Origin of the sequence: Streptomyces sp. NPDC051909 (assembly GCF_040681095.1) — a bacterium.
Lineage (GTDB): Bacteria > Actinomycetota > Actinomycetes > Streptomycetales > Streptomycetaceae > Streptomyces.
This window is the reverse complement of sequence record NZ_JBFAYA010000013.1, coordinates 1-23,467: the sequence shown is the minus strand read 5'-3', so window position 1 is coordinate 23,467 and position 23,467 is coordinate 1. Positions and strand designations below refer to the sequence as shown.

Here is a 23,467-nt window from a genome sequence, read left to right as displayed (position 1 = left end):
CCGTCGGGCTTTCCCATGCTGGGGAGCGAAGCCGGACTGCCTTACCGGACCGCCTCGCCGGACCGCCTCGCCGGACTGCCTCAGGGGGACGCTCATGGACCACGCCGTACAGCTGCGCGCAGCCACGCCCGATGATCACGACTGGATCCATGAGCTGCGGCATCGGGTGTACGCGGAGGACCTGGGCCAGCATCCGGTGCATCCGTCCGGACGGTTGAGCGACGCGCTCGACGGCCACAACGTGTACCTCGTGGCCGCGCGACGACCGCCCCCCGCCTTTGGGGGCTCAGCCGGTGAGGGCTCGCGTCATCTGACGAAGTTCCGCGTCAGCTGCGAGACGTTCTCGCTGACCAGCAGCCACGCGTGCTCCACACACCCCACGCTGGTGTTGCTCGCGCCGGACAGGATCGTGCTCGTGTCCGGGTTGATCATCTCGTCGCACGTGGACCAGAAGGTCCCGTAGTTGACGGCCCCGGGCGTCTCGTCGCCGCTGTTGAGCGCGGTGAGGAAGGTGCTGCCCGTCGCCATCTCCTTGCACGACGCGATCGCCCAGTCGCAGACCTGCGCCGCGTTCGTGCCGTGGTTCGGGCCGCCCAGGGACACCCAGTCGTCGACGTACGAGGTGCCGCCGAGGAACTTCAGGTACCAGCGCGAGCCCAGGCCGCCCATCGAGTGGGTGACGATGTCCACCTTCGCCGCGCCGGTGCGGGCGCGCAGCGCGTTGACCTGATCGCGGATCTGCGCGGCGGTCGTCTCGTTCGACTGGAACGGGTTGTACGACATCGCGTACAGCCGGTCGGCCGGCCAGCCGGACGCCTTGAAGTCGGAGACCATCTCGTTGAAGTTCCACGCGCCGCCCTTGTATCCATGGACGAACAGGACCGGATCGGGCACCGCCGCCTGGGCCGGAGCAGCCGGCAGCAGGAAGGCCGCCACCGCGGCGCAGGCCGCGGCGGCGGCGGAGAGCGCACGGGTGAATCGTCGCATCGGGGTTCCTCTCACTCGTTGGGGGAGCCACAGAGTGAGGGCCTCGCGATGCCGTCGCCATCGGCTGTTTCACCGGTCTTTACACGTCGGTAACTTAGCTCTAGCGTTACGAGACATGCCAGTTGGGCCACGCGGCGCGGGTGCGCTGGGACCACAGCCGGGTGACCGCACCCCCGGGCTGTCGCAGGACGGCGTGAGCGTGCGCGTCCGGCTCGCGGTGTACGGCGACGCGCGCGCGGCGGCCGAGTTCACCGCCGCACTCACCGCGCGTGAACGCGCCGGCCTCGACCCGCTGCCGGATCCGCTGACCCGCCGGCTGCCGGCCACGGAACAGCACCGCGCCCGCCTCGCCCGGCTGCCGACCGCCACGCGCCGGCTGCTGCTGCTCGCCGCCGCCGACCAACACCCCGTGGAGAGCCGGGCGTTCGACCGCGCGGTGGTCGCCGCCGGGCACCGGCCCGCGGACCTCGAACCTGCCGAGGAGGCCGGCCTCATCCGCTCCACCGCCGCCGGTCTCGTCTTCGCCGACCCGCTCGTACGGGACGTGGTGTACGACAGCGCAGGACCCGAGGAGCGGCGCCTCGCCCACCGGTCGCTGGCGCTCGTCCTCGACCCGAGGACCGAGCCGGGCCCGTGGAACTGGCATCGCGCCTGCGCCTCTCTCGGCCCGAGCAGCCGCCTCGCCCGCGCGCTGGCCGGCGCACCCGCCCCCGACCCGGCGACCGCCGCCCACCACGCGGAACGCTCCGCGCTCCTCACCCCCGACACCGCCGTCCGCCACGCCGCCCTCGCCCGTGCCGCCCTCCACGCCTGGCACGGCGGCCGGCCCGACCGGGCACGCTGCCTCCTCGCCGCCGCGGAACGCACGGCTCCCGGCACGGACCCCCGCGTGCGGCTGCTGCGCGGCCTGGTCACCTTGCGCTCCGGGCACGTCCCCGATGCCTACGACGACCTTGCCGCGGCCGCGACCTCGGCTTTCGCCGGCGCGCGGGGGGCGTACGCCGCGCCCGGCGCGGGGCCTTCGGCGGCCGGCGGTACGCCTGCCGGGTACGCCTTCGCCGCCCCCGCGACCGCCGCGTACGCCCTCGCGTACGCCGCCGAGGTCGGCCACTACACCGGCGACCTGCACCGCTGCCACCAGGCCGCGGCCCTCGCCGCCGGCCTCGCCCGGAAGAGCCCGCCACCGTCCGCTCCCGCCGGCCGCGCCCTGCTCGCCGGACTCACCGGGATCGCCTCCGCCGTACGCGGCCGTTACGCCGAGGCCGCCGTCCGGCTCCGTGAAGCCGTGTCCCTCGCCCGGCACGGCGACGACCCCACCGTGCTGGTGCACGCGGCGCTGGCCGCGCTCTACCTCGGCGACGACGACCTGGCCCTGGCCGTGGCGCACCAGGCCGAGTCCGCCGCCCGCGCCCAGGGCGAACTCGCCGTCCTGCCCCGGCCGTTGGAGTTCCGCGCGTACGCCGAGGCCTGGAACGGGCGCCTCGACGCCGCGACGGCGACCGCGCTCGACGCGCACCGCCTCGCCCGCGAAACCGGCCAGGACAACGTCGCCTGCCACATCCTGGCCGGCCTCGCCCTGCTGGCCGCGGTCCAGGGCGACACCACCACCTGCCGGGACCGCGCCCGGCAGGCCCGGACGTACGCGGCGGAGCACGGCATCGGGCTCGCCACGGCGCTCAGCCTCTGGGCGCTCGCCTACCTCGACCTCACGCAGGGCCGCCCCGCCGAGGCCGCCTCCCAGCTGCGCGCCCTGGCCCGCCTCGGCCCCGGGCACGGGCATCCGGCGATTCGGCTGCTCTCCACCCCGCACTATGTGGAGGCCGCCGTCCGCGCCGGCGAACCGGCCGCCGCGGCCGCGGCGGCCGTCGGCTACACACGCTGGGCGGACACCGTCGCCAGCCCGGGCCATCTGGCCCTCGCGGCCCGCTGCCGGGCGCTGCTCGCCTCCGGCGACGAGGTCCTCGCCCACTACCGCGACGCCCTGGACCTGCACGACGCGGACGGCCGTCACCTCGAACGCGCGCGGACCGAGTTGCTGTACGGCATCGCGCTCCGGCGGATGCGGCGTACCGCGGAGGCGCGGGACCGGCTGCGTGCGGCGCTCCAGGCGTTCGAGCAGTTCGGAGCCCTGCCCAGCGCGCGGCACGCGGAGGCGGAACTGCGCGCACTCGGCGACACGGCCCGGTGCGCCCGCCCCCCGGCCACCGCCGCCCTGGGCGCACTCACCGCGCAACAGACCCTGATCGCCCGGATGGTGGCGGACGGAGCGACGAATCGCGAGATCGCGATCCGGATGTCTCTCAGCCCCCGCACCATCGACCACCACCTGCGCGGCATCTACGCCCGCCTCGGCATCTCGTCACGCGTGGAACTCGCGCGCCTCGTCGACGCGCAGGGCCCGGCAGGCCCCCTCAGGGGTCGAGACAACGACGTAGCCCCAGGTCGCTGACCTGGGGCTACGTGGTCGACGGCGGCGGACGGCGGGTCCGGCCACGGTGCAGCATGGTCCACTGGGCAGAAGGAGAGTCGCCGCGGGCGCCGGTGCCGCTCAGCCCTCGGCCGGAGGCTCTCCCTCGGCCGCCGCGCGGCGGTATTCGGCGTTGATGCGCTGGGCTTCTTCGAGCTGGTCCTCGAGGATGATGATGCGGCAGGCGGCCTCGATGGGCGTGCCCTGGTCGACGAGTTCCCGGGCGCGGGCGGCGATGCGCAGCTGGTAGCGGGAGTAGCGCCGGTGGCCGCCCTCGGAACGCAGCGGCGTGATCAGGCGGGCTTCCCCGAGAGCGCGGAGGAACCCGGGGGTCGTGCCGATCATGTCGGCGGCCCGGCCCATGGTGTAGGCGGGGTAGTCGTCATCGTCGAGACGGCCGAGGGCATCGTCTGCTGTCATTCTCACCTCTCTGGGGGAGGGGCCGAGGAGACCTGCGCTCTGGCGCCGTCGGACACCAGAGCGCCCGAGGAGGACCGCGCTCCGGTGGTGGTCCGCACGCGGAGCCACACGTCGGCACGCTCCTCGTGGTGCCGTGTCCGCTCGGGCACGGATGCTCTCCGCCCAACCCTTCCGACGGGCGTCGGGGGTCCGACGCCTTCACCGAGGGTAATGCTCCCATCCGCACCGCCGGTACCACGGAGTCGTGCCGTGATCCCGGGCGTGCCCGCAGCACGGCTGACGTCCGCCGGTCCTCTGCCGCGCGACTCCGCCGGGAGGTGTCCCCCACTCGCGAGGACCGGCCGAACGACAGCCGGAGGCCGGCGTGAGCGCAGTCGGTTCCCGCGTCTCGTACAGGATGTGCGCCCGCCGCAGGGTCAGACCACCGTGGACGTGCCGGGCAGGGCGGACGCCTGCTGGACCGGGCCGTCCGTGGCCGCGGAGCGGGTGCGGCAGGTGAAGCCGAGCCGGGTCATGGCACGGACGACCTCGCGGGCGCTGAAGTCGCGGCGGTCCTGGCGGGTGATGACGGCGCCGACCTGCATGGCGGGGTACTCACGGCGCCCGATGATCACGAACTCGCCGGTGACGGGTTCGGGCCGGACGCCCTTCATCGTCTCCAGGACACCGTCCTTCGTCAGCTCGAACGGGAAGCGGGCGATGACGCAGCGCATGGGACCTCGCAGAAGCTCGTAGAAGAAGGGGGACGTGATCGGCCGGTACGCCGGTGGGGGTGGGTGCGCTCGGCCTCGGCCCGCGTCGTCAAGGACGGGACGGAGAGCCCGCGGGGCGCAGGTCACGCAGCTGAACCCGGTCGGTGTAGGCGGAGGTGGCACGGAAGCCGTTGAGCTGGGCCCGGGTGACGAGGCCGGTGGGCCGGCCGTCGTCGTCCCGGACGACGAGGCGCCCGGTGCGTGCGCCGCTCATGACCGCCAGAGCCACCTCGACGGTCATGTCGGCCCAGACATGGGGCTCCGCCTCGCCGGTCGGCGGCGCGGGCGGACTGCCGGCGGCGGTGTGCGCGGGGTCGAGCTCTGCCTGAGTCGATGTCACATGTGGCTCCTGAGGGGGAGAGAGGAGTGTCGGACCCGGATGCGAGGGTGCGAAATTCGTCACGGTGGGGGATCGGCGGAGCCGGCGTGAATCCACCCGGCCTCGGTCCGCCATTTCCGTCACGGACGTCCGGGGAAACGGTGCGTCGTGGCCGTGCCGTTTATGCGGGTTCCTCGGCGCGGCGTGCGTCTGTGAATTCTCCGACGCACTGGATTGGCGAGGAGAATTCCGAGGCGGATTCGAACGGACATGAAAGACGTGTCGGTGGACAGGAGAATGCGGCTGGGGCCCGCACCCCGAGGGATGCGGGCCCCAGCCGCGTCGTGCGCGTCAGCGTCACGTCAGCGTCAGGCGGGAACGATGTTCTCGGCCGTCGGGCCCTTCTGGCCCTGCGCGATGTCGAAGGTGACCTTCTGGCCTTCCTGCAGCTCGCGGAAGCCCTGGGCGGCGATGTTCGAGTAGTGGGCGAACACGTCGGGGCCACCACCGTCCTGCGCGATGAAGCCGAAGCCCTTTTCTGCGTTGAACCACTTCACGGTGCCACTGCTCATGTCATATCTCTTTCTGGGGGCTCATCGGCATCCGCACTGCGCGGATGCTGTGTCGCCGTGATGATTACCCCGCCGGAGAGACCGGAGACGAAAAAGCACTCCCAGTGGCCGGTGGGCCTGACCGGGGGCACTTGAAGTTTCGGGAACCACAACTGCAACTGAAATCGAGACTAGCATGCGGACTCGGTCGTTTCCGGTTCGATCACGTCACTATTTCTGGACGCCAATAAGCCTGACTGCGCCACCCCTCGCATTCTCATCCCGCCGGCGTAGATACTCGTTCGCGGCGTGGAGAGGTCGGGGAGACGACGGACCGGCAGCCGTCACCTCCGCATGTTCCGCGGCAGGTAGATCATGCGTGCCCCGACGACGGGGCGGGGGTGGGAAGGGGGCGGCGGGGAGGCCCCGCCCTCCGTCTCCCAGGCGTCCTCGCCGGCCAGGGCCTCCCGCAGGCGGTGACCGGTGGCGTCCTCGTCGGACATGAGGGTGTCCGTGGTGTGGAGGTTGCCCGGAGCGGAGGCGACGGCCATCAGCAGTGCGGCGGAGGCGGGTTCGGTCTCCGGGGGGATCACCAGCAGGTCGCAGCGGGCGAGGTTGTACGAGAGCAGGATCATCGTGTCGGGAGCCTGGTCGGTGAACCAGCCGACGTGCACGGCGTGTTCGCCGACGGGGACCCGGTACGGGGCGACGGGCCAGGGTGCCGGATTCGCCGTGATGCGCGTGATCCGCCCCCAGCGGTCCCGCAGCGCGTCCACCAGGGGCGGCAGCTCGGCGGCGAGATCGCGTGAGTACGGCCACCAGGCGCCGTCCAGCAGTCCGGCCAGGGAGGTGCGCGGTGTGAGTGCCAGGCGTGCCAGGCGTGCCTGGCGGGTGGCCGGGGCGCCCGCTGCCTCCAGACGGGCGGCGGGGCGGGTGCCGGGGTTGGTGACGACGAGCCGGATCCGACGGCATCGCGGTGCGGCTTCCAGGATGCTCCGCGGCGGCACGGGCCGCCACGCGCGCCCGTCGGCTCCGCTGCCTCGTCAGGGTTCTTCGGAGTGGGGCCCGGTGCCGCTCGGGGGCCTGCTGGTGGCCAGCCAGGACCGGGCCGGTTCGGCGGTGTGGGCGGTGTCGACGGTGAGGTGGAGGCGGGTGCCCCCGCCAGGGGTGGGGTAGCTGCGCTGCTCGCCGCCGGCGAAGCAGTGGCGCAGGACGTCGGCCACCAGCCGGGCGGCGTCCGGGGTGGCGGAGACGATGCGTACCTCGGCGTACCCCGGCGGCGGCAGGGCTTCGACTACTGGCTCGTTGCGGTCCAAGGCGGCACCGTCCCTTCCCACCGGAGGCCCGCCCGCGAGCGCCCGGAGCGGGTCGGGCAGGGCCCGTACTTCCACCGTACGTCCGAAGCCGCAGTGCCGATCGGCTCCGCGGCGAGGAGCGGCGCGTCCGCGCGGCCTCCCGGAGTACGGTGAAACAACGGGGCCGTCGCCCCGCCCGCCGGCCCGGCGTCCGCAGTGGTACCGGTCCGGGCGGCAGCGGCACCACCTGTGGACGGACCGATCATGACCGATGCAGACGCCTCCCCCCACCACACCCCCACGCAGCCACGCCTCCTGCCGGACGAGGTCCACAGGGCCGTGGGGCCGGGCACCGCGCTGCTCCGGCTGGAGACGACGGGGACCCGGCAGAGCCTCCTGGACGGCGCGTGGTGGCCGCGCTCGCGTGACGTCGAGCGGGAGCTACCGCCGCTGATCACCGCCCTGACCGAGCACCTCGGCCCCATCACCCGGGTCGGCCTGGACGCCTCCGCCTGGAACGGCATCCCGCCCCGTCTGGTCGTCGACGACCAGGTCGTGCACCTCGACTCCTTCCCCGTCGGCGACGACACCGTCCTGATCACCCGCGGCGACAACGACCACTTCTCCCTCATGGTCGTCCCGCCCGCCACCACGCCCGAGGCCGCCCGCACGGCCATGGCCCGTGCCGTCCAGGCCGACAACGTCACCCAGGCCGCCGAGATCCTCCTCGCCGAACTCCCCCACCCCGCGGCCCCGTCGGCCGGCACCGCCCTGGACAACGACGAAGCCCCAGGTCTCTGACCTGGGGCTTTGCTATGGAGCGGATGACGGGAATCGAACCCGCGCCATAAGCTTGGGAATCGCCGACGCTCAGCTCGATCCTCTAGCATCTGACCTGCGAAAACGGTCCTCAGCCTAGTGTTTCTCGCGGGCTTGGGACACCAGTGTCGACCGTCGTTCACCGCCCCCAAGGGCACGGCTGGGGCACGGCCGGTTGCCTCGGAGGCGCGGCGCTCCCTGACCGCGCACGGTACCCGGCGATCAATCGTCCGGTGGGGTCGAAGGCGTCGCGGGCGTGGCGGCGCCCGAGTGGGGGTTGCGGGCGGCGAGATCCTGGGCTCAGGGCGGCGGTTCGCAGGCCACTCCGTCGCGGTCCCGGTCGAGATGCTCCGCGTAGCCGGGCTGGCCCGCGAGGAGGGGCGCGGCGCCTGCGGCTCGTACCTCGTCGCAGTCTTCGTAGGGAGGACCGACACCGTCAGGGTGTTGCTCCGGGGGTGTCACCTCGCGTATGTCCGCCCCGACGATCGTGCCACCGTTCACGGTGTAGGTGCCTTCGAAGATCCGCAGCGAGCCGTCGGTCTGTGTGGCCTCCAGCCTGATGGAGACGGTGCCGCCCTCCGCGCGCAGGATGTGGACGACGTCGCGGGCGGTGGTGGCGAACCCGTCGGCGAAGGCCGTGTAGGAGCCGGAGAGGTTCTTGCCCCCGAGGTTCCAGGCCCGTCGGTAGTCCTGAGCGTTGATGGCGGCGAAGTACTGGAGGACGACGGACGACGCGTCGGCTGCCTTCGGCGGAGGCGTCGGCCGGGGTGACACGGGTGCTGGTTGTGTCGGCTCGGGCGCGGAAGGCGTCGGCTCGGCAGGTGCCGGCGGCTCGGTGACGGTCCTGGTCACCGTGGGCGGGTTCTGCGGGGGCGTCGAACCGTCGCTCCCGCAGCTGCTCACACCTGTCATCGCGGCCACCAGTAGCGGCAGGGCTCCCGCGTGTACGAAGCGTTTCATGGGTGTCACCTCACGCGTGAGGCTTCTTCCCTTCGGCTGCGCCGCCGTCTGCGGCGCGAGCAGGATGCCCTTCCATCATTGGCCGGAAACGGCCTTCGAGGCGAGTGCTCGGTCCAGCTCCGCGGGGAGCGGGACCTTCGTGGTCGAACGAGCAAGGCAAGCGGAGCCGGTCTGGGCCATGCCGAAGCACCAGGTCTGGCCGAGGAGAATGGCTGGCGCATCGTCTGCGAGCGGCAGGGCGCAGTGGTGGTCCTGCGGATTGCCTCGGGTTCGGTGCATCAGGCTGCCGGGCCAAGGTCGCCCTCGATGAGGGTTTGTACGATCTGGGGCCTGCCCCAGAGCGCCAGGATCTCGTTGGCGAGGGTCACGACGGGGAGGTGGTCCTGGTCACGCACCTTGATGGCTGCGGCTTTCAGGGTGCGCGGGACGGCTCCGGCGTCGAGGAGGGCGCGCCATTCCCGCGCGCCGAGTTCCAGAAACTCCAGTGCGGGGAGCCCGGTGACCTCCAGAGGGTCGGCCAGCGTGCCGGGGAAGGCGGTGAGGGTGCGCAGGCGAGGCAGACCGGCGACAGGAGCGAGGCTGAACGGTGCGCCGTCCCAGGTGCCGATGGACAGGACTTCCAGGGCGGGATGGGCGGCGGCCTGGATCGTCTCAAGGCATCCGGTGCCGACCTTGGCCGCGGCAGCAAGGTGATCTCCGCGGCGGTCACGGTGCTCTTCCCGTACGCGGCCCAGAACGAAGTCGGTGAGGGAGTCGGCCACGAGTTCAGCGCCGAGGCTCTGTTCGTGATCGACCAGGATGACCTGCCCGAAGTGTCCGCCCGGGCCGGGAGTCAGGTCGATCGCGAACTCGTCGCCGCCGTTGCTTCCGAAGCCGATCCAGCCAGGTGAGCCGGCCAGGCCCTGCACCGCGGCATCGGGTGCGGTGCTGACCGCATGCGTCGCGCCCACATCCCAGCCGGGGTGACGGACCGCCCCGTCGACGGCGTACAGGTCGTCCAGGCCGGAGAGCTCGCAGCCGACGGCATGACAGGCGCGGTCCGCCTCCTCGAAGTCGTCGCGCCAGTCCACCCGTGTCACCCGGTAGAGCACCTTGAGCTCCTCGGACAGCGCGACACCGAGGCGTGCTTCGGCGGCAGCGATCTCCTCCTCCGTCGCGCCGACGGCATCCGGCAGCCGTTCGCGGAGCGTCCGTTCCAGCAACTCCAGATCCGCTGACGGTGCCGGCACAGCCCCAGACACCGGGTCGGGACGGCGGAGCCAGGGCTCGGGAAGGTGGCCATCGGCCAGGATGAGCACTCCAAGGTCCGGATAGCCGACAGCGCGTTCCACGACCGGGCTCGGCCAGACCAGGCCGAGCGTGGTCCTTCCATCCGGTCGGACCTCCGCCCTGAAGGCGACCTCTTCGACTCCGCCGCGCGCGAGTGCCCTCTGGATGTCCTCCACCGCACCCTGCGCTGTCGACGACATGGGTCCCCGATGAGCGAGGCTCCAACCGTGCCGGCTGATGCGTCCTGCCACGCGGGCCGACCGGGCGGCACGCCGCTCCGCGTCGTCGCCCAGCATGAGTCGAAGGACGGGCACCCAGGCCGCGAATCCGTATACCGATGACAAGGGGGGTCTCTGATCAACCATGCGCAGACCGTACGCGGAGCCAATGACAGTCGGCACTCGGCAGCCTGACCGCCACGAGAACGGTGCGCGAGTCCCTGGAGGTCTGGACAACAACGTAGGCCCAGGTCTCTGACCTGGGCCTACGTGCAAGAGCGGATGACGGGAATCGAACCCGCGCCATAAGCATGCGTCGTACGAATCGGCGCTTGGGGGGAGAGGGGGGCGGCGGTCCGCCGCGCGCGAGCGCCACTATGTCGTCGACAGCGCAGGCCATGTTCCAGAGGTTGAGCGCCGTTCTGCACCGCCCTGCGGTCCTGCTCGTACCGTCATCCGTGACCTGTCCACACGTCGCCGCCGGCACCGTCATCGATGCCAACCGCGAACAAAACCAAGGGATGTGGCACACCTGTGCGATAGCTTCTCCTGGGTGATAGCGCGAGCAAACCGAGGAGGAGACATGTCGCTGCGTGACCTGCTGCGCGACGAGAGACTCGCGTCGATGTCTCGTGCCGATCGACTGGAGGCGCTGCGCTCTTCGCGCCTGTACTTCCAACGTCCCGACGAGCCCGGCTTCTTCGTCTGTGAGACGGAAGAGGGCCCGGTCGTGCCGGTCTTCACCTCCTGCGCGGCGCTCGGGTTGTTCGCAGGGCCCTGCGGGTGGGCGTCCACGACCGTCGCGGATCTGGTCGAGTTGCTGCCCGAGGGGGTGCGCGCGCTGGTGGATCCACTGGGGCCACGGACGTACGTGCTGGACGCGAAGGCACTTGAGATCACGGTTGAACAGGGGGAGCACGATGGCGGAGGACGCGGGACAGCCGGGCCTGAGCCCAGGTGAGGGCTACAAGATCGAGATAGCCTCGGTGCGCAAGGTGCTGACTCCGCTGGAGGAGTCCGTGGAGGCCGCGCGCCAGATCAAGCGCGAGTGGAGCGCGTTGTCCGCGCAGATCGCGAACTCGGCCGACTTCGACATCTACTCGCCGACCCAGAAGATGCTCTCGGCGTGGGGATTCGGCATGGGGCGGGTGGCCGAGCACACGGACACGGTGGTGGAGACGCTCCGGCAGGTCCTCGCCGCCTACGTGCTGGCTGATCTTCTGCGCATCAAGGACTTCTCGCCGACCGCGGCCAACATCGCCAAGCTGCCGTTCGGCGAGGAAGGCATGAAGGCGTGGCAGGAGGGCTCCAGGCCGAAGTTCGACCCGCCGCCTCAGATCTATCAGGAGCCGTGGCTGGACGACGGTGACACCGGCAGTTATCAGGACGTGCCCCAGCGGCCCCGCCTGCGGGTCGACGGGGGCTGGGAGGTCGACGGCGGTTCGAACGGGAAGGGACCGGTCATATGACGAGCCGCGATGCGATGGAGGGCGGCGGGGCCGAGCGCATACCTCCCCACGCCAAGCCCAGCGACGTCATTTACGGCAATGCGGAGGACGTCGATGAGCTCGCCCTCAAGCTCCTCGCCTACGCGGGTGCGTTCAAGGACGGAATGGACAAGCTGGTCGACCTGTCCTTGATGGACTGGACCGGGGCCGGCGCGGAGGGGTTCAAGGACGCGACCAACAAGCTTCCCCAGGAACTGGAGTCCGCACAGAAGTACTTCGAGAGCTCCGGGAAGGCGCTGGATTCCTACGCCTACAAGCTGCGCTCGGTCCACACCCGCGTCAGGCCGATCATCGACGACGCGGACGAGGCACGGGCGGCCTCCAAGAACCACTGGAAGCGCGTCACGGACTACAACGCCGCCTTGGACCGCAAAGACGATCCGCTGCCGGAGCGGCCGCCGGACACCGATCCGGGCCTTGCCGCGCTGCAGGACTGCTACGACCGCTTGGACAAGCTGGAGAGCGAGCTGCAGACCGTCATCGACGCGGCCAAGCGGCAACTCGACACCGCGGCGGAGAAGGCTCCTGACAAGCCCCCGCCCCGCAAGGGATGGGACAAGTTCGAGAAGGGGCTCGGCGACTTCTTCGGCGGCGCGGGCGACACCCTGCGCGGCTGGTACGACGGGATCGACGACCTCGTCAACGACGGGCCCGACGGCGTCGGTCTGCACCTGGCGGGGATGGTGGACGGGGCCACCTACGCTGCCCAGCACCCGAAGGAGTTCGCCAAGGCCGTCGTCAACTGGGACGAATGGCAGCGAAACCCGGCCCGCGCGGCCGGCCAGCTCACCCCCGAACTCCTCCTCGCCCTGGCCAGCGGCGGCACCGGTGCGGTGAGGCGCGGGGCCTCCGTGGCCAAGAACGCCGCGCAGCGTCTGCGCGGGCGGGTGGACGGTCTGCGCCGGGACGGCAGCGCTCGCGCGCGGACGGACAGTGATCCGGACAGGAACACCACGCCCAACGAGGAGCGACCCGAGGCCGGCGATCCGATCGACGTCGCGACCGGCGAGATGGTGATGTCCGCTGTCGACGTCACCCTGCCCGCCGCCCTGCCGTTGGTCCTGGATCGGCACTACGTGTCGGGGCACCCGTGCGGAGGGTGGTTCGGCCCCACCTGGGCGGGCACGCTCGACCAGCGCCTGGAGATCGACGGGGCGGGCGTCGTCTTCGTCACGGACGACGGCATGCTGCTGACGTATCCGGTACCGACGCCGGGTGCGGCGACGCTCCCCACCTCCGGTCCCCGTTGGCCGCTGCACTGGGACGGCAACCCCGACAGCGCCATCCGCATCGTCATCCCGGACCGCAATCGCACACTCCACTTCACCCCGCTACCCGTGAGCGGCCGTGAGCTGGCCCTGACGGCGATCACCGACCGGACGGGCGACGGTGACCGGATCGACATCTCGTACGACGCCCAGGGCGCGCCGAAGGAGATCGCACACTCCGGCGGCTACCGCATCGCCGTCGACACCGACCCCCGACTGCTGCGGGTCACCGCCCTGCGCCTCCTGCACGGAGCGCAGCGCGAGCACAGCACCACGCTCGTCTCCTACGCCTACGATGCCGCCGGCAACCTGGCCGAGGTCTTCAACTCGACCGGAAAGCCGCTGCGCTACCGGTATGACGCGGACCACCGTGTGACGTCATGGACGGACCGCAACGGCACGACGTACGGCTATGTCTACGACGCGCAGGGCCGTGTTCTGCGCGGCATCGGCCCGGACGGCATCCTGTCGGGCCGGATGCACTACGACACGGCCGCACGCACCTCCCGCTACACCGACTCGCTGGGCCGTACAAGCGTGTACGTCTGCAACGAGGCGTACAAGATCGTCGCGTACACGGATCCGCTGGGAAACACCACCCGCACGGAATGGGACGAGAACAACCGGCATCCCGTCGCGGTCACCGACCCCCTGGGCCGCACCACACGCTACCGCTACGACGCCCACGGTCGGCTGATCGCGGTCGAGCGGCCCGACGGCACGGTGGCCGAGACCGTCTACGACGACCGCGGCCTGCCGTTGGAGACGCGCGAGCCGGGCGGCGCGGTGTGGCGCCACACCTATGACGACCGCGGCTCCCACACCTCCACCACCGACCCCAACGGCGCCGTCACGCACTACGGCTACAACAGCTCGGGCCACCTCACCTCCGTCACGGACCCGCTGGGGCACACCACCCGCATCGTCACGGACGCGGCGGGCCTTCCGGTCGAGACGACGGATCCGCTGGGCCGCACCGTCAGGATGCGCCGGGGCCCGCACGGCCAGGTCACCGCCGTCACCGACGCCCTGGGCCGGACCACACGCCACGGCTGGACGATCGAGGGCATGCCGGCCTGGCGCGAGGGGCCGGACGGCGGCCGCGAGGAGTGGCAGTGGGACACCGAGGGGAATCTCGTCCTCCACACCGACGAGGCCGGGCACACCACCACCTACACGTACACCCACTACGACCAGCCCGCCACGAGGACCGACCCCGACGGCGCGCACTACGCCTTCGCCTACGACACCGAGCTGCGCCTGATCAGAGTCACCAACCCGCAGGGCAAGGAGTGGCACTACACCTACGATGCGGCAGGCCACCTGGTCGCGGAAACCGACTTCGACGGCGCCACGCGCACGTACGAACGCGATCCGGCCGGCCGTCTCACGGCACAGACGAACGCACTGGGTCAGACGCTGCGCTTCACTCTCGACCTGGCCGGGCGCATGGTCGCCCAGCACGACGAGTCCACCGGTGACGTCACGACCTACGCTTACGACGCGAGCGGCGCCCTGCTCCACGCGGCCAACGCGGACGCGGTACTGAGCCGGGAACACGACGCGGCCGGGCGCGTCATCGCCGAGACGGTCAACGGCGGTACCAGCGCCTACCGGTATGACGCCATGGGCCGCCGTACCCGGCGCACCACCCCCTCCGGCGCGCGGTCGGAGTGGACATACGATCCCGCGGGCCGTCCCACCGCACTGAGGAGGGGCGACGCGACCCTTGACTTCGCCTATGACGCCGCTGGCCGCGAGACCGAACGCCGCATCGGCGCCGACACCTCCCTCACCCAAGCCTGGGACAACGGCGACCGCCTCACCAACCAGACCCTCACCACCCGCGACCAGACCGAATCCGCCCGGATACTCCAGCAGCGCATCTACGCGTACCGCCCCGACGGCTACCTCACGGAGATCCGTGAACTGACCACCGGAACACGGCGCTTCACCCTGGACCCCATGGGCCGGGTGACGGGCGTCCAGGCACACGGCTGGAGCGAGAAGTACGCGTACGACCGGACGGGCAACCAGACTCACGCCGACGCGCCGCACCACCCCGCGGCGGGAGAACGGAGCTATGAGGGCGCCGTCATCCGCCGGGCGGGCCGTACCACCTACGAGCACGACGCCGCTGGTCGGCTGATCCGCAAGACCCGCAGGCTCCTCAACGGCCAGACCCGCACCTGGACGTACACATGGAGCGCGGAGAATCGGCTCACCAAAGCCACCACCCCCGACGGCGGGGAGTGGACCTACGCCTACGACCCCCTGGGCCGCCGCATCTCCAAAACGGCTCCGGACGGAACCGCTCTCACCTTCACATGGGACGGCACCTGCCTGGCTGAGCAGATCGACCTGGAGGGCACGGCGACGACCTGGGACTTCGCGCCCGGCACTCACCGCCCGATATCCCAGTCCACACGCCGGGCGACCGAGGCGGAACCCGCGGCCGGCAACTCGCTCCTCGGCCTCGCCGACACCACCCCCCAGTCCGAGTTCGACTCCCGCTTCCTCGCGATCGTGACCGACCTGGTCGGAACGCCCGTCGAACTGGTCACGTCCGACGGCACTCTTGCCTGGCAGTCCCGCACCACCCTCTGGGGCACCCCCCTTCCCGCCGCGGATGGAGAGGTGGACTGCCCGCTTCGCTTCCCCGGCCAGTACGCGGACGAGGAAACCGGCCTCCACTACAACTACTTCCGGCACTACGACCCGGAAACCGCCCGCTACACCACACCGGACCCGCTTGGGTTGGTTCCAGCGCCCAACGCGACGACGTATGTTCGTAACCCCCACAGCTGGGCCGACCACCTGGGGCTCGCCGGTGAGCCGGAATGGGCCAATCCGGAAGACATCAACTTCTCCCAGCGCACCGTGTCCCCGAACGACTACGTGGAGAAGATGCGCTCCGGGGAGTGGGACTGGCGACGCCCCGGTACGGCGTTGAAGGTCATGGAAGTGGACGGACAGCTGGTGTCGTACGACAACCGAAGGCTGGATGCGGCACGCGAAGTGGGGAGGCCGGTCATCATCGAGCGTGTCGACCCGAACGCGGTTCACCCTGATTCGACGACCGGACGGACCTGGGCACAGCAATTCCAAAGGCGCATGAATTCCGCGCGGAACAGAAATGAACTGGGTGAGCCGGTTCCCCCGACCGGACTCCAGGAGAGGCCACAGCACGTGCGCAACGGGAAGTGTAAGAACAAGAAATGACCACGATCGAACACCTGTGGGAAGATTTCGAGCTTCCCATCAAGGATGCACTCCACTACGCCGACGGGCACTCCTACGATGTCGCCCTCGACTCCACCGTGCCGAGTGGCTTCGCGCTGCTCTCCCCGTTCGAGCTCGATGAGATGCTGGAAGCCGATCCTTCCTGGGTGTCTTCGGTCGATGGGCTTGCCGCAGTGGACCTGGGAGAGAAGGGGTTTTTGTGGGGCGGAGAGGGTTCGTACGGTTCGGAGGGATTCATCGCACGTCTGACCGCCGACCGTGCGCTGATCTGGGCGATGTTCTTCACTGAATCCAATCCGTTCGATCGAATTCAGCTGTCCGGCAACACCGCTACTTTCAGCTCGACCGCAGGGTTCGAGATCACAGTCGATATCGACGATCCGCGAACGCCGACTCTTCCGGAACGGTAACGGAGAAGGCCCAGGTCGCTGACCTGGGCCTTCGTTCACGAGCGGATGACGGGAATCGAACCCGCGCTATAAGCTTGGGAAGCTCATGTTCTACCATTAAACTACATCCGCAAACGCCGCCATGATCGATGCGGCATCGTTGCACACTGTACCCCATCCCGCACCCCGAGGCGAAGCGCGCTTCTGCGGAGTGCCCTCCGGGGAGGAGGGGTGGTGATCCCCTAATGTGGCTGTCTCGTCCACCACTTGTCGGGGAAGGGACTTGATGGGTTCGATGGAGCGCACCGTCGTCCGTTGTGCCGAGGGGCACGTGTTCAGTACCGCTTCGTTCCCGCTCGCGCACCTCGGTGCCGGGCGGATCGGGCCGGGGCGGCTGATTCGGTGTCCACGGTGTGCGCGGTTGCGGCATGCCGTGCCGGTGGAGCTTGAGCGGCGCTGACCTGGGCGGGCGCGGACGGTCCCGATTGGGGAGGTCCGCGCCCTCTGCGTATCGTGGGGGCGTGCTTCTCTCAGACAAGGACATCCGGGCCGAGATCGACGCCGGACGGGTGCGCATCGACCCGTACGACGAATCCATGGTGCAGCCCTCGAGCATCGACGTGCGGCTTGACCGCTTCTTCCGGGTGTTCGAGAACCACCGCTACCCCCACATCGACCCCGCAGTCGAGCAGCTCGACCTGACGCGGAAGGTCGAGCCGGAGGGTGACGAGGCGTTCATCCTGCACCCGGGCGAGTTCGTGCTCGCGTCGACCTACGAGGTCATCACCCTGCCGGACGACATCGCCTCCCGGCTGGAAGGGAAGAGCTCCCTCGGGCGGCTCGGCCTGGTCACGCACTCCACGGCCGGGTTCATCGACCCCGGCTTCTCCGGGCACGTGACCCTGGAGCTGTCCAACCTCGCGACCCTGCCGATCAAGCTCTGGCCGGGCATGAAGATCGGCCAGCTGTGCATGTTCCGGCTCAGCTCGCCGGCCGAGTTCCCGTACGGGAGCGAGCGCTACGGCTCCCGGTACCAGGGCCAGCGGGGGCCGACCGCCTCCCGCTCGTACATGAACTTCCATCGGACCCAGGTGTGAGGCGGTAGCACGCATGACTGAAGTACGCGAGAACCTGACCTACGAGGGCTTCGGGCGGGCGATCCGCGAGCTCGCCCAGACCATCGCCGACGACGGTTACGAGCCCGACATCGTGCTCTCCATCGCCCGCGGCGGCGTCTTCGTCGCCGGCGGCCTCGCCTACGCCCTCGACTGCAAGAACATCCACCTCGTGAACGTGGAGTTCTACACCGGGGTCGGGACGACTCTGGAAATGCCGGTCATGCTGGCCCCCGTACCCAACGCGATCGACTTCTCCGACAAGAAGGTCCTGATCGCCGACGACGTCGCCGACACCGGCAAGACCCTCAAGCTCGTGCACGACTTCTGCGTCGACCACGTCGCCGAGGTCCGCTCCGCCGTCATCTACGAGAAGTCGCACTCCCTCGTGAAGTGCGAGTACGTGTGGAAGAAGACCGACGAGTGGATCAACTTCCCCTGGTCGGTCGAACCGCCCGTCGTCAAGCGTGAAGGCCAGGTTCTCGACGCCTGAGCCCGGCGAGACGAATGCCCCCACCGCAGTGCGGTGGGGGCATTCTCCGTTTCGCGGTCCTTACAGGGTGCCCAGCTTGATCAGGCTCAGCAGCGCCACCAGCTGGATCGCCGACGCCCCCAGGGCCTTCGGCCACGGCAGGTCGTGCGAGCGGCTCACCATGACCGTGAGCAGGGCGCCGGCCGCCAGCCAGGTCAGCCAGCCGACGACCTGGACCAGGCCGTTCTCGCCGCCCAGGAAGAGGGCGAAGACCAGGCGCGGCGCGTCCGTGATCGACATGATCAGCATGGACAGGCCGACCGTGGGCTGCCAGGTGCCGTCGCCGCCCAGCTGGCGGGCCAGGGTGTGGGTGACGGCGCCGAGGACCAGGCCGCCGACGACGAAGCCGACGCCGGTCAGCAGGACGTACGGGACGGCCGTCGACAGCGTCGCGTTGATCGCGTCCTCGCGGGCCTGGTCGAAGCCGAACAGCGCCAGCAGGCCGTAGAGGAACGTGACGACCAGCGCCGGGCCCCACACCGCGTGGTCCCGCATCCGCAGGAAGGTGTCGGCCGGACGCAGCACGATGCCGCCGAGCAGCGCCTTCCAGGGCAGCCGCGGGCCCGTGGGTACGGGGGCGGGGGCGGCCTCGTACGGGGCGCCCGCGCCGTACGGGTCGTCGTGGATGCTGAACGCCTGGGTGTGGCCCGGGTTGTTGGCCGCGTAGTTCTGCTGCGGGTGCTGCTGCGGGGCGTAGGGGTCGCCGAAGTACTCCGGCTCGCCGTGCGCCGCCTGGCCGCCGCCCGGCCGCTGCCCCCACTGCTGTTGCTGCGGGTACTGGTGCTGCTGCTGCGGGCGCTGTTGTTGCGGGTAGCCCGGCGGGGGCGCGTTGTACCCGTACGGCGCCTGCTGCTGCGGTTGTTGCTGCGGGGGGTTGTTGGCCCGGCCGCGTCCGTTCCTGAATCCAGCCACGTCAAGAACGTACCCGCTCCGGCTGTGGGCTCGCGCATTCCGGGGATTGTGCGGCAGAGCTGTGACATCCCCTAGGGGATCCGGAGGGGGTTACGGGGGGCGGGGGGAGGAGGCGTGGCATACGGCGGAGGGCCGCCCCGCATCGCGCGGGACGGCCCTCCGTCACATGGCCCTTACGGCCCTACGCCTCCGCCGGCTCCGGCGCGGCCTCCTCGGCCTCAGGCTCCGCCGGGGTCTTCACCGAGTCGAGCAGCAGCTGCGCGACGTCGACGACCTGGACGGACTCCTTCGCCTTGCCGTCGTTCTTCTTGCCGTTCACGGAGTCCGTGAGCATGACCAGGCAGAACGGGCAGGCGGTCGAGACGATGTCGGGGTTGAGGGACAGCGCCTCGTCGACGCGCTCGTTGTTGATGCGCTTGCCGATCCGCTCCTCCATCCACATCCGGGCACCACCGGCGCCGCAGCAGAAGCCGCGCTCCTTGTGGCGGTGCATCTCCTGCTGGCGCAGGCCGGGGACGGCCGACATGATCTCGCGCGGCGGCGTGTAGACCTTGTTGTGGCGGCCCAGGTAGCACGGGTCGTGGTAGGTGATGAGGCCCTCGACCGGGGTCACCGGGATCAGCTTGCCCTCGTCGATGAGGTGCTGGAGCAGCTGGGTGTGGTGGATGACCTCGTACTCGCCGCCGAGCTGCGGGTACTCGTTGGCGATGGTGTTGAAGCAGTGCGGGCAGGTCGAGACGATCTTCTTCGCCGACTTCGGCTTCTTCGTCGACTCGTCCTCGTCGTCCTCGCCGAACGCCATGTTCAGCATCGCGACGTTCTCCTGGCCCAGCTGCTGGAACAGCGGCTCGTTGCCGAGGCGGCGCGGCGAGTCACCGGTGCACTTCTCCTCGCCGCCCATGATCGCGAACTTGACGCCCGCGATGTGCAGCAGCTCCGCGAAGGCCTTGGTGGTCTTCTTGGCGCGGTCCTCCAGGGCGCCGGCGCAGCCGACCCAGTAGAGGTAGTCGACCTCGGTGAGGTCCTCGACGTCCTTGCCGACGATCGGGACCTCGAAGTCGACCTCCTTGGTCCACTCGACGCGCTGCTTCTTGGCGAGACCCCAGGGGTTGCCCTTCTTCTCCAGGTTCTTCAGCATCGTGCCGGCCTCGCTGGGGAAGGCGGACTCGATCATGACCTGGTAGCGGCGCATGTCGACGATGTGGTCGATGTGCTCGATGTCGACCGGGCACTGCTCGACGCAGGCGCCGCAGGTGGTGCAGGACCACAGGACGTCCGGGTCGATGACGCCGTTCTCCTCGGCGGTGCCGATCAGCGGGCGCTCGGCCTCGGCCAGGGCGGCCGCCGGGACGTCCTTCAGCTGCTCCTCGGAGGCCTTCTCCTCGCCCTCCATGGTCTTGCCGCCACCCGCGAGCAGGTACGGCGCCTTGGCGTGCGCGTGGTCGCGCAGCGACATGATCAGGAGCTTCGGGGAGAGCGGCTTGCCGGTGTTCCAGGCGGGGCACTGCGACTGGCAGCGGCCGCACTCGGTGCAGGTGGAGAAGTCGAGGATGCCCTTCCAGGAGAACTGCTCGACCTGGGAGACGCCGTAGACGTCGTCCTCGCCCGGGTCCTCGAAGTCGATCGGCTGGCCGCCCGACGTCATCGGCTGGAGCGCGCCGAGCGCGGTCTCACCGGTCGCGTTCCGCTTGAACCAGATGTTCGGGAAGGCGAGGAAGCGGTGCCAGGCGACACCCATGTTGGTGTTGAGCGACACCACGATCATCCAGATGAACGAGGTGCTGATCTTCACCATGGCCGTGAAGTAGATCAGGTTCTGGAGGGTGGCGACGCTCAGGCCCTTGAAGGCCAGGACGAGGGGGTACGAGGCGAAGTACGCGGCCTCGTAGTGCTCCACGTGGTGGATCGCGCCCTCGAGACCGCGCAGCACGTAGATCGCGAGGCCGATGGTGAGGATGACGTACTCGACGAAGTAGGCCTGGCCGGCCTTGGAGCCGGCGAAGCGGGACTTGCGTCCGGCCCGGCCCGGCAGGCTGAGCAGGCGGATCACGATCAGTGCGGCGATGCCGAGGATCGTCATGACGCCGATGAACTCGATGTAGAGCTCGAACGGCAGGAAGCCGCCGACGATGGGCAGCGTCCAGTCGGCCTGGAAGAGCTGGCCGAAGGCCTGCGCGAGGGTCGGCGGCAGGGTCAGGAAGCCCACGGCGACGAACCAGTGGGCGAAGCCGATGATGCCCCAGCGGTTCATCCGGGTGTGGCCGAGGAACTCCCGGACCAGCGTCACGCTGCGCTGGTAGGGGTTGTCGGTCCGGGTGCCGGCCGGGACGGGCTGGCCGAGCTTGAAGTAGCGGACGAACTGACCGATGGCGCGAGCGAGCAGTGCAACGCCGACCACGGTCAGGGTCAGCGACACGATGATCGCGGCGAGTTGCATGACGGGCTCCTCGAGCGGGCCTCTGCGACGGGCCTACTAAGCGGTAACTTATTTAGTCCGTGCCGAGATTACCCGTTCGCGCCGCCGCACTGTAGCGGAGCTCACGGTGATCTGTGTCGCTCAGGCAACCCTTGCCGGTGCGAGTGGCGTCCGCGCGGCCGCGCGACGTTTACGGACTGCTGGAAGCGTACGCGCCAGGATCGCCAGATCCATCCCCAGCCAGTGGTGGTCCACGTAGTGGAGGTCGAGCAGCTCGCGCTCCTCCCACGGCAGCTCCGAACGCCCGCTGATCTGCCACAACCCGGTCATCCCCGGTCGTACGGAGAGCCGGCGCCGCCCGTCGCCGGTGGACTCGCGGTGGCCGGGCGCCAGCGGGCACGGGCCGACCAGCGACATCTGTCCCCGTACGACGTGCAGCAGCAGCGGCAGCGCGGCCAGCGGGCTCTTGGTGCGGAAGGTCAGCATCGTGAAGGTCCGGCCACCGAGGCCGCCGACCGGGCGGCGGCGCAGCGCGCCCGCTGTGCCCGCGCCCGTGCCCGTACCGGCGATGATCAGGAGGGCGACGGCGGCGATCAGCGGGGCGAACAGGATCAGCAGGGCGAGTCCGCCCATGAGGTCGACCGCGCGTTTCACCGTCATGCGCCCACACCTTCCGGCGAGAATCATGGGACATGTCCTGACTCCGTCCCCCCGGACTCTCTCATCTTCGTCTCGCCGGGCCTGGGAGCGACGCACGGGCGAGGCGCCCATTGAGCGGCTCGCGTGACGAAGAGTTGAGTCGCCTCCGCTCAGGTCTGTTGACTCGCGCCCGACCCTCATGCATCCTTGAGTCAGTTCCACTCAAGTCAGTCAGCTGGAGGAATTGAAATGGCACGTGCGGTCGGCATCGACCTGGGCACGACTAACTCCGTCGTCAGCGTTCTGGAAGGCGGCGAGCCCACCGTCATCACCAACGCCGAGGGCGCCAGGACCACGCCGTCCGTCGTCGCCTTCGCGAAGAACGGCGAGGTGCTCGTCGGCGAGGTCGCCAAGCGTCAGGCGGTCACCAACGTCGACCGGACCATCCGGTCCGTGAAGCGCCACATGGGCACCGACTGGAAGATCGAGCTGGACGGGAAGAACTTCAACCCGCAGCAGATGTCGGCGTTCATCCTCCAGAAGCTGAAGCGCGACGCCGAGGCGTACCTGGGCGAGAAGGTGACCGACGCGGTCATCACCGTCCCGGCGTACTTCAACGACTCCGAGCGTCAGGCGACGAAGGAGGCCGGCGAGATCGCGGGCCTCAACGTCCTGCGCATCGTCAACGAGCCGACCGCCGCCGCCCTGGCGTACGGCCTCGACAAGGACGACCAGACGATCCTCGTCTTCGACCTCGGTGGCGGCACCTTCGACGTGTCCCTCCTGGAGATCGGCGACGGCGTCGTCGAGGTGAAGGCCACCAACGGTGACAACCACCTCGGTGGTGACGACTGGGACCAGCGTGTCGTCGACTACCTGGTGAAGCAGTTCCAGTCCGGCCACGGCGTGGACCTGTCCAAGGACAAGATGGCCCTCCAGCGTCTGCGCGAGGCGGCCGAGAAGGCGAAGATCGAGCTGTCCTCCTCCACGGAGACCTCGATCAACCTGCCCTACATCACGGCCTCCGCCGAGGGCCCGCTGCACCTGGACGAGAAGCTCACCCGCGCCCAGTTCCAGCAGCTCACCGCCGACCTGCTCGAGCGCTGCAAGACCCCGTTCCACAACGTCATCAAGGACGCGGGCATCAACCTCTCCGAGATCGACCACGTCGTTCTCGTGGGTGGCTCCACCCGTATGCCGGCCGTCGCCGAGCTCGTCAAGGAGCTGACCGGCGGCAAGGAGGCCAACAAGGGTGTGAACCCGGACGAGGTCGTCGCCATCGGCGCGACCCTCCAGGCCGGTGTCCTCAAGGGCGAGGTCAAGGACGTCCTGCTGCTCGACGTCACCCCGCTGTCCCTCGGCATCGAGACCAAGGGCGGCATCATGAC

Annotated in this window: 21 protein-coding genes and 1 tRNA gene; 9 read left to right on the top strand and 13 right to left on the bottom strand. The window is 70.0% G+C overall.

Annotated features, from left to right (window positions below; all coding sequences use genetic code 11):
- Positions 1–306: 306 nt before the first annotated feature.
- Positions 307–987 (bottom strand): triacylglycerol lipase, encoded by a 681-nt coding sequence (locus tag AB0M18_RS21320; RefSeq protein WP_365760244.1) that lies wholly within the window; start codon positions 985–987, stop codon positions 307–309.
- 193 nt (positions 988–1,180) lie between these two features.
- Here AB0M18_RS21320 and AB0M18_RS21315 point away from each other — a divergent pair, with 193 nt between their 5' ends.
- Positions 1,181–3,436 (top strand): LuxR C-terminal-related transcriptional regulator, encoded by a 2,256-nt coding sequence (locus AB0M18_RS21315; protein WP_365760242.1) that lies wholly within the window; start codon positions 1,181–1,183, stop codon positions 3,434–3,436.
- A gap of 99 nt (positions 3,437–3,535) precedes the next feature.
- Here the strand turns inward: AB0M18_RS21315 and AB0M18_RS21310 are convergent, their stop codons facing one another.
- The 6 genes from AB0M18_RS21310 to AB0M18_RS21285 form a co-directional block, all read right to left on the bottom strand.
- Positions 3,536–3,874: a MerR family transcriptional regulator gene (locus tag AB0M18_RS21310; RefSeq protein WP_219664784.1), complete on the bottom strand. Its 339-nt coding sequence runs from the start codon at positions 3,872–3,874 to the stop codon at positions 3,536–3,538.
- 416 nt (positions 3,875–4,290) lie between these two features.
- Positions 4,291–4,587 carry an SCO5918 family protein gene (locus AB0M18_RS21305; RefSeq protein ID WP_365760240.1) on the bottom strand — a complete coding sequence of 99 codons (297 nt, stop codon included), beginning with the start codon at positions 4,585–4,587 and terminating at the stop codon, positions 4,291–4,293.
- Between the two features lie 88 nt (positions 4,588–4,675).
- Positions 4,676–4,867: a CBS domain-containing protein gene (locus AB0M18_RS21300; RefSeq protein ID WP_365760589.1), complete on the bottom strand. Its 192-nt coding sequence runs from the start codon at positions 4,865–4,867 to the stop codon at positions 4,676–4,678.
- 446 nt (positions 4,868–5,313) lie between these two features.
- Positions 5,314–5,517, bottom strand: coding sequence for a cold-shock protein (locus AB0M18_RS21295; protein WP_362526763.1), 204 nt, complete (start codon positions 5,515–5,517; stop codon positions 5,314–5,316).
- Positions 5,518–5,840: 323 nt separating this feature from the next.
- On the bottom strand, positions 5,841–6,374 hold the full coding sequence (locus tag AB0M18_RS21290) for a DUF5994 family protein (RefSeq protein ID WP_365760587.1): 534 nt from the start codon (positions 6,372–6,374) through the stop codon (positions 5,841–5,843).
- 165 nt (positions 6,375–6,539) lie between these two features.
- A complete protein-coding gene (locus AB0M18_RS21285) occupies positions 6,540–6,812 on the bottom strand; it encodes a hypothetical protein (protein WP_365760238.1) in 273 nt (90 codons plus the stop codon).
- A gap of 243 nt (positions 6,813–7,055) precedes the next feature.
- Between AB0M18_RS21285 and AB0M18_RS21280 the strand changes: the two genes are divergently transcribed.
- Entirely contained in the window at positions 7,056–7,592 is a 537-nt protein-coding gene (locus tag AB0M18_RS21280) for a DUF5994 family protein (protein WP_365760236.1), read from the top strand.
- A gap of 318 nt (positions 7,593–7,910) precedes the next feature.
- Here AB0M18_RS21280 and AB0M18_RS21275 read toward each other — a convergent pair whose 3' ends face one another.
- A complete protein-coding gene (locus tag AB0M18_RS21275; RefSeq protein ID WP_365760233.1) occupies positions 7,911–8,570 on the bottom strand; it encodes an excalibur calcium-binding domain-containing protein in 660 nt (219 codons plus the stop codon).
- A gap of 278 nt (positions 8,571–8,848) precedes the next feature.
- The gene (locus AB0M18_RS21270; protein WP_365760231.1) at positions 8,849–10,135 is read right to left on the bottom strand and encodes an SMI1/KNR4 family protein; all 1,287 of its coding nucleotides are present in this window, start codon (positions 10,133–10,135) and stop codon (positions 8,849–8,851) included.
- A 505-nt stretch (positions 10,136–10,640) separates the two neighbouring features.
- On the opposite strand from AB0M18_RS21270, the gene AB0M18_RS21265 reads away from it, so the two are divergent.
- From AB0M18_RS21265 to AB0M18_RS21250, 4 genes are read left to right on the top strand one after another with little or no spacing between them, the layout of a single operon-like run.
- Positions 10,641–11,018: an SseB family protein gene (locus tag AB0M18_RS21265; RefSeq protein ID WP_365760229.1), complete on the top strand. Its 378-nt coding sequence runs from the start codon at positions 10,641–10,643 to the stop codon at positions 11,016–11,018.
- On the top strand, positions 10,978–11,526 hold the full coding sequence (locus AB0M18_RS21260; RefSeq protein WP_365760227.1) for a hypothetical protein: 549 nt from the start codon (positions 10,978–10,980) through the stop codon (positions 11,524–11,526). Before AB0M18_RS21265 ends, AB0M18_RS21260 begins: the two co-directional genes overlap by 41 nt.
- Positions 11,523–16,055 (top strand): DUF6531 domain-containing protein, encoded by a 4,533-nt coding sequence (locus AB0M18_RS21255; RefSeq protein ID WP_365760224.1) that lies wholly within the window; start codon positions 11,523–11,525, stop codon positions 16,053–16,055. Before AB0M18_RS21260 ends, AB0M18_RS21255 begins: the two co-directional genes overlap by 4 nt.
- On the top strand, positions 16,052–16,486 hold the full coding sequence (locus tag AB0M18_RS21250; protein ID WP_365760222.1) for a hypothetical protein: 435 nt from the start codon (positions 16,052–16,054) through the stop codon (positions 16,484–16,486). The genes AB0M18_RS21255 and AB0M18_RS21250 overlap by 4 nt, the downstream gene beginning before the upstream one ends.
- A 40-nt stretch (positions 16,487–16,526) precedes the next feature.
- On the opposite strand, the gene AB0M18_RS21245 is transcribed toward AB0M18_RS21250, so the two are convergent.
- Positions 16,527–16,597 (bottom strand) — tRNA-Gly (locus tag AB0M18_RS21245).
- 389 nt (positions 16,598–16,986) lie between these two features.
- Between AB0M18_RS21245 and dcd the strand changes: the two genes are divergently transcribed.
- Both dcd and AB0M18_RS21235 read left to right on the top strand, forming a co-directional pair.
- Positions 16,987–17,562 carry a dCTP deaminase gene (gene dcd / locus AB0M18_RS21240; RefSeq protein ID WP_365760220.1) on the top strand — a complete coding sequence of 192 codons (576 nt, stop codon included), beginning with the start codon at positions 16,987–16,989 and terminating at the stop codon, positions 17,560–17,562.
- A gap of 13 nt (positions 17,563–17,575) precedes the next feature.
- A complete protein-coding gene (locus AB0M18_RS21235) occupies positions 17,576–18,073 on the top strand; it encodes a phosphoribosyltransferase (RefSeq protein ID WP_365760218.1) in 498 nt (165 codons plus the stop codon).
- Between the two features lie 60 nt (positions 18,074–18,133).
- Here AB0M18_RS21235 and AB0M18_RS21230 read toward each other — a convergent pair whose 3' ends face one another.
- The 3 genes from AB0M18_RS21230 to AB0M18_RS21220 form a co-directional block, all read right to left on the bottom strand.
- Positions 18,134–19,024, bottom strand: coding sequence for a Yip1 family protein (locus AB0M18_RS21230; RefSeq protein WP_365760216.1), 891 nt, complete (start codon positions 19,022–19,024; stop codon positions 18,134–18,136).
- A gap of 181 nt (positions 19,025–19,205) precedes the next feature.
- On the bottom strand, positions 19,206–21,461 hold the full coding sequence (locus tag AB0M18_RS21225; RefSeq protein WP_365760213.1) for a (Fe-S)-binding protein: 2,256 nt from the start codon (positions 21,459–21,461) through the stop codon (positions 19,206–19,208).
- Positions 21,462–21,581: 120 nt separating this feature from the next.
- Entirely contained in the window at positions 21,582–22,100 is a 519-nt protein-coding gene (locus AB0M18_RS21220; protein WP_365760211.1) for a sugar transferase, read from the bottom strand.
- A 228-nt stretch (positions 22,101–22,328) separates the two neighbouring features.
- Between AB0M18_RS21220 and dnaK the strand changes: the two genes are divergently transcribed.
- The coding region (dnaK, locus tag AB0M18_RS21215) for a molecular chaperone DnaK (protein WP_365760209.1) at positions 22,329–23,467 on the top strand (1,139 nt) is incomplete at its 3' end.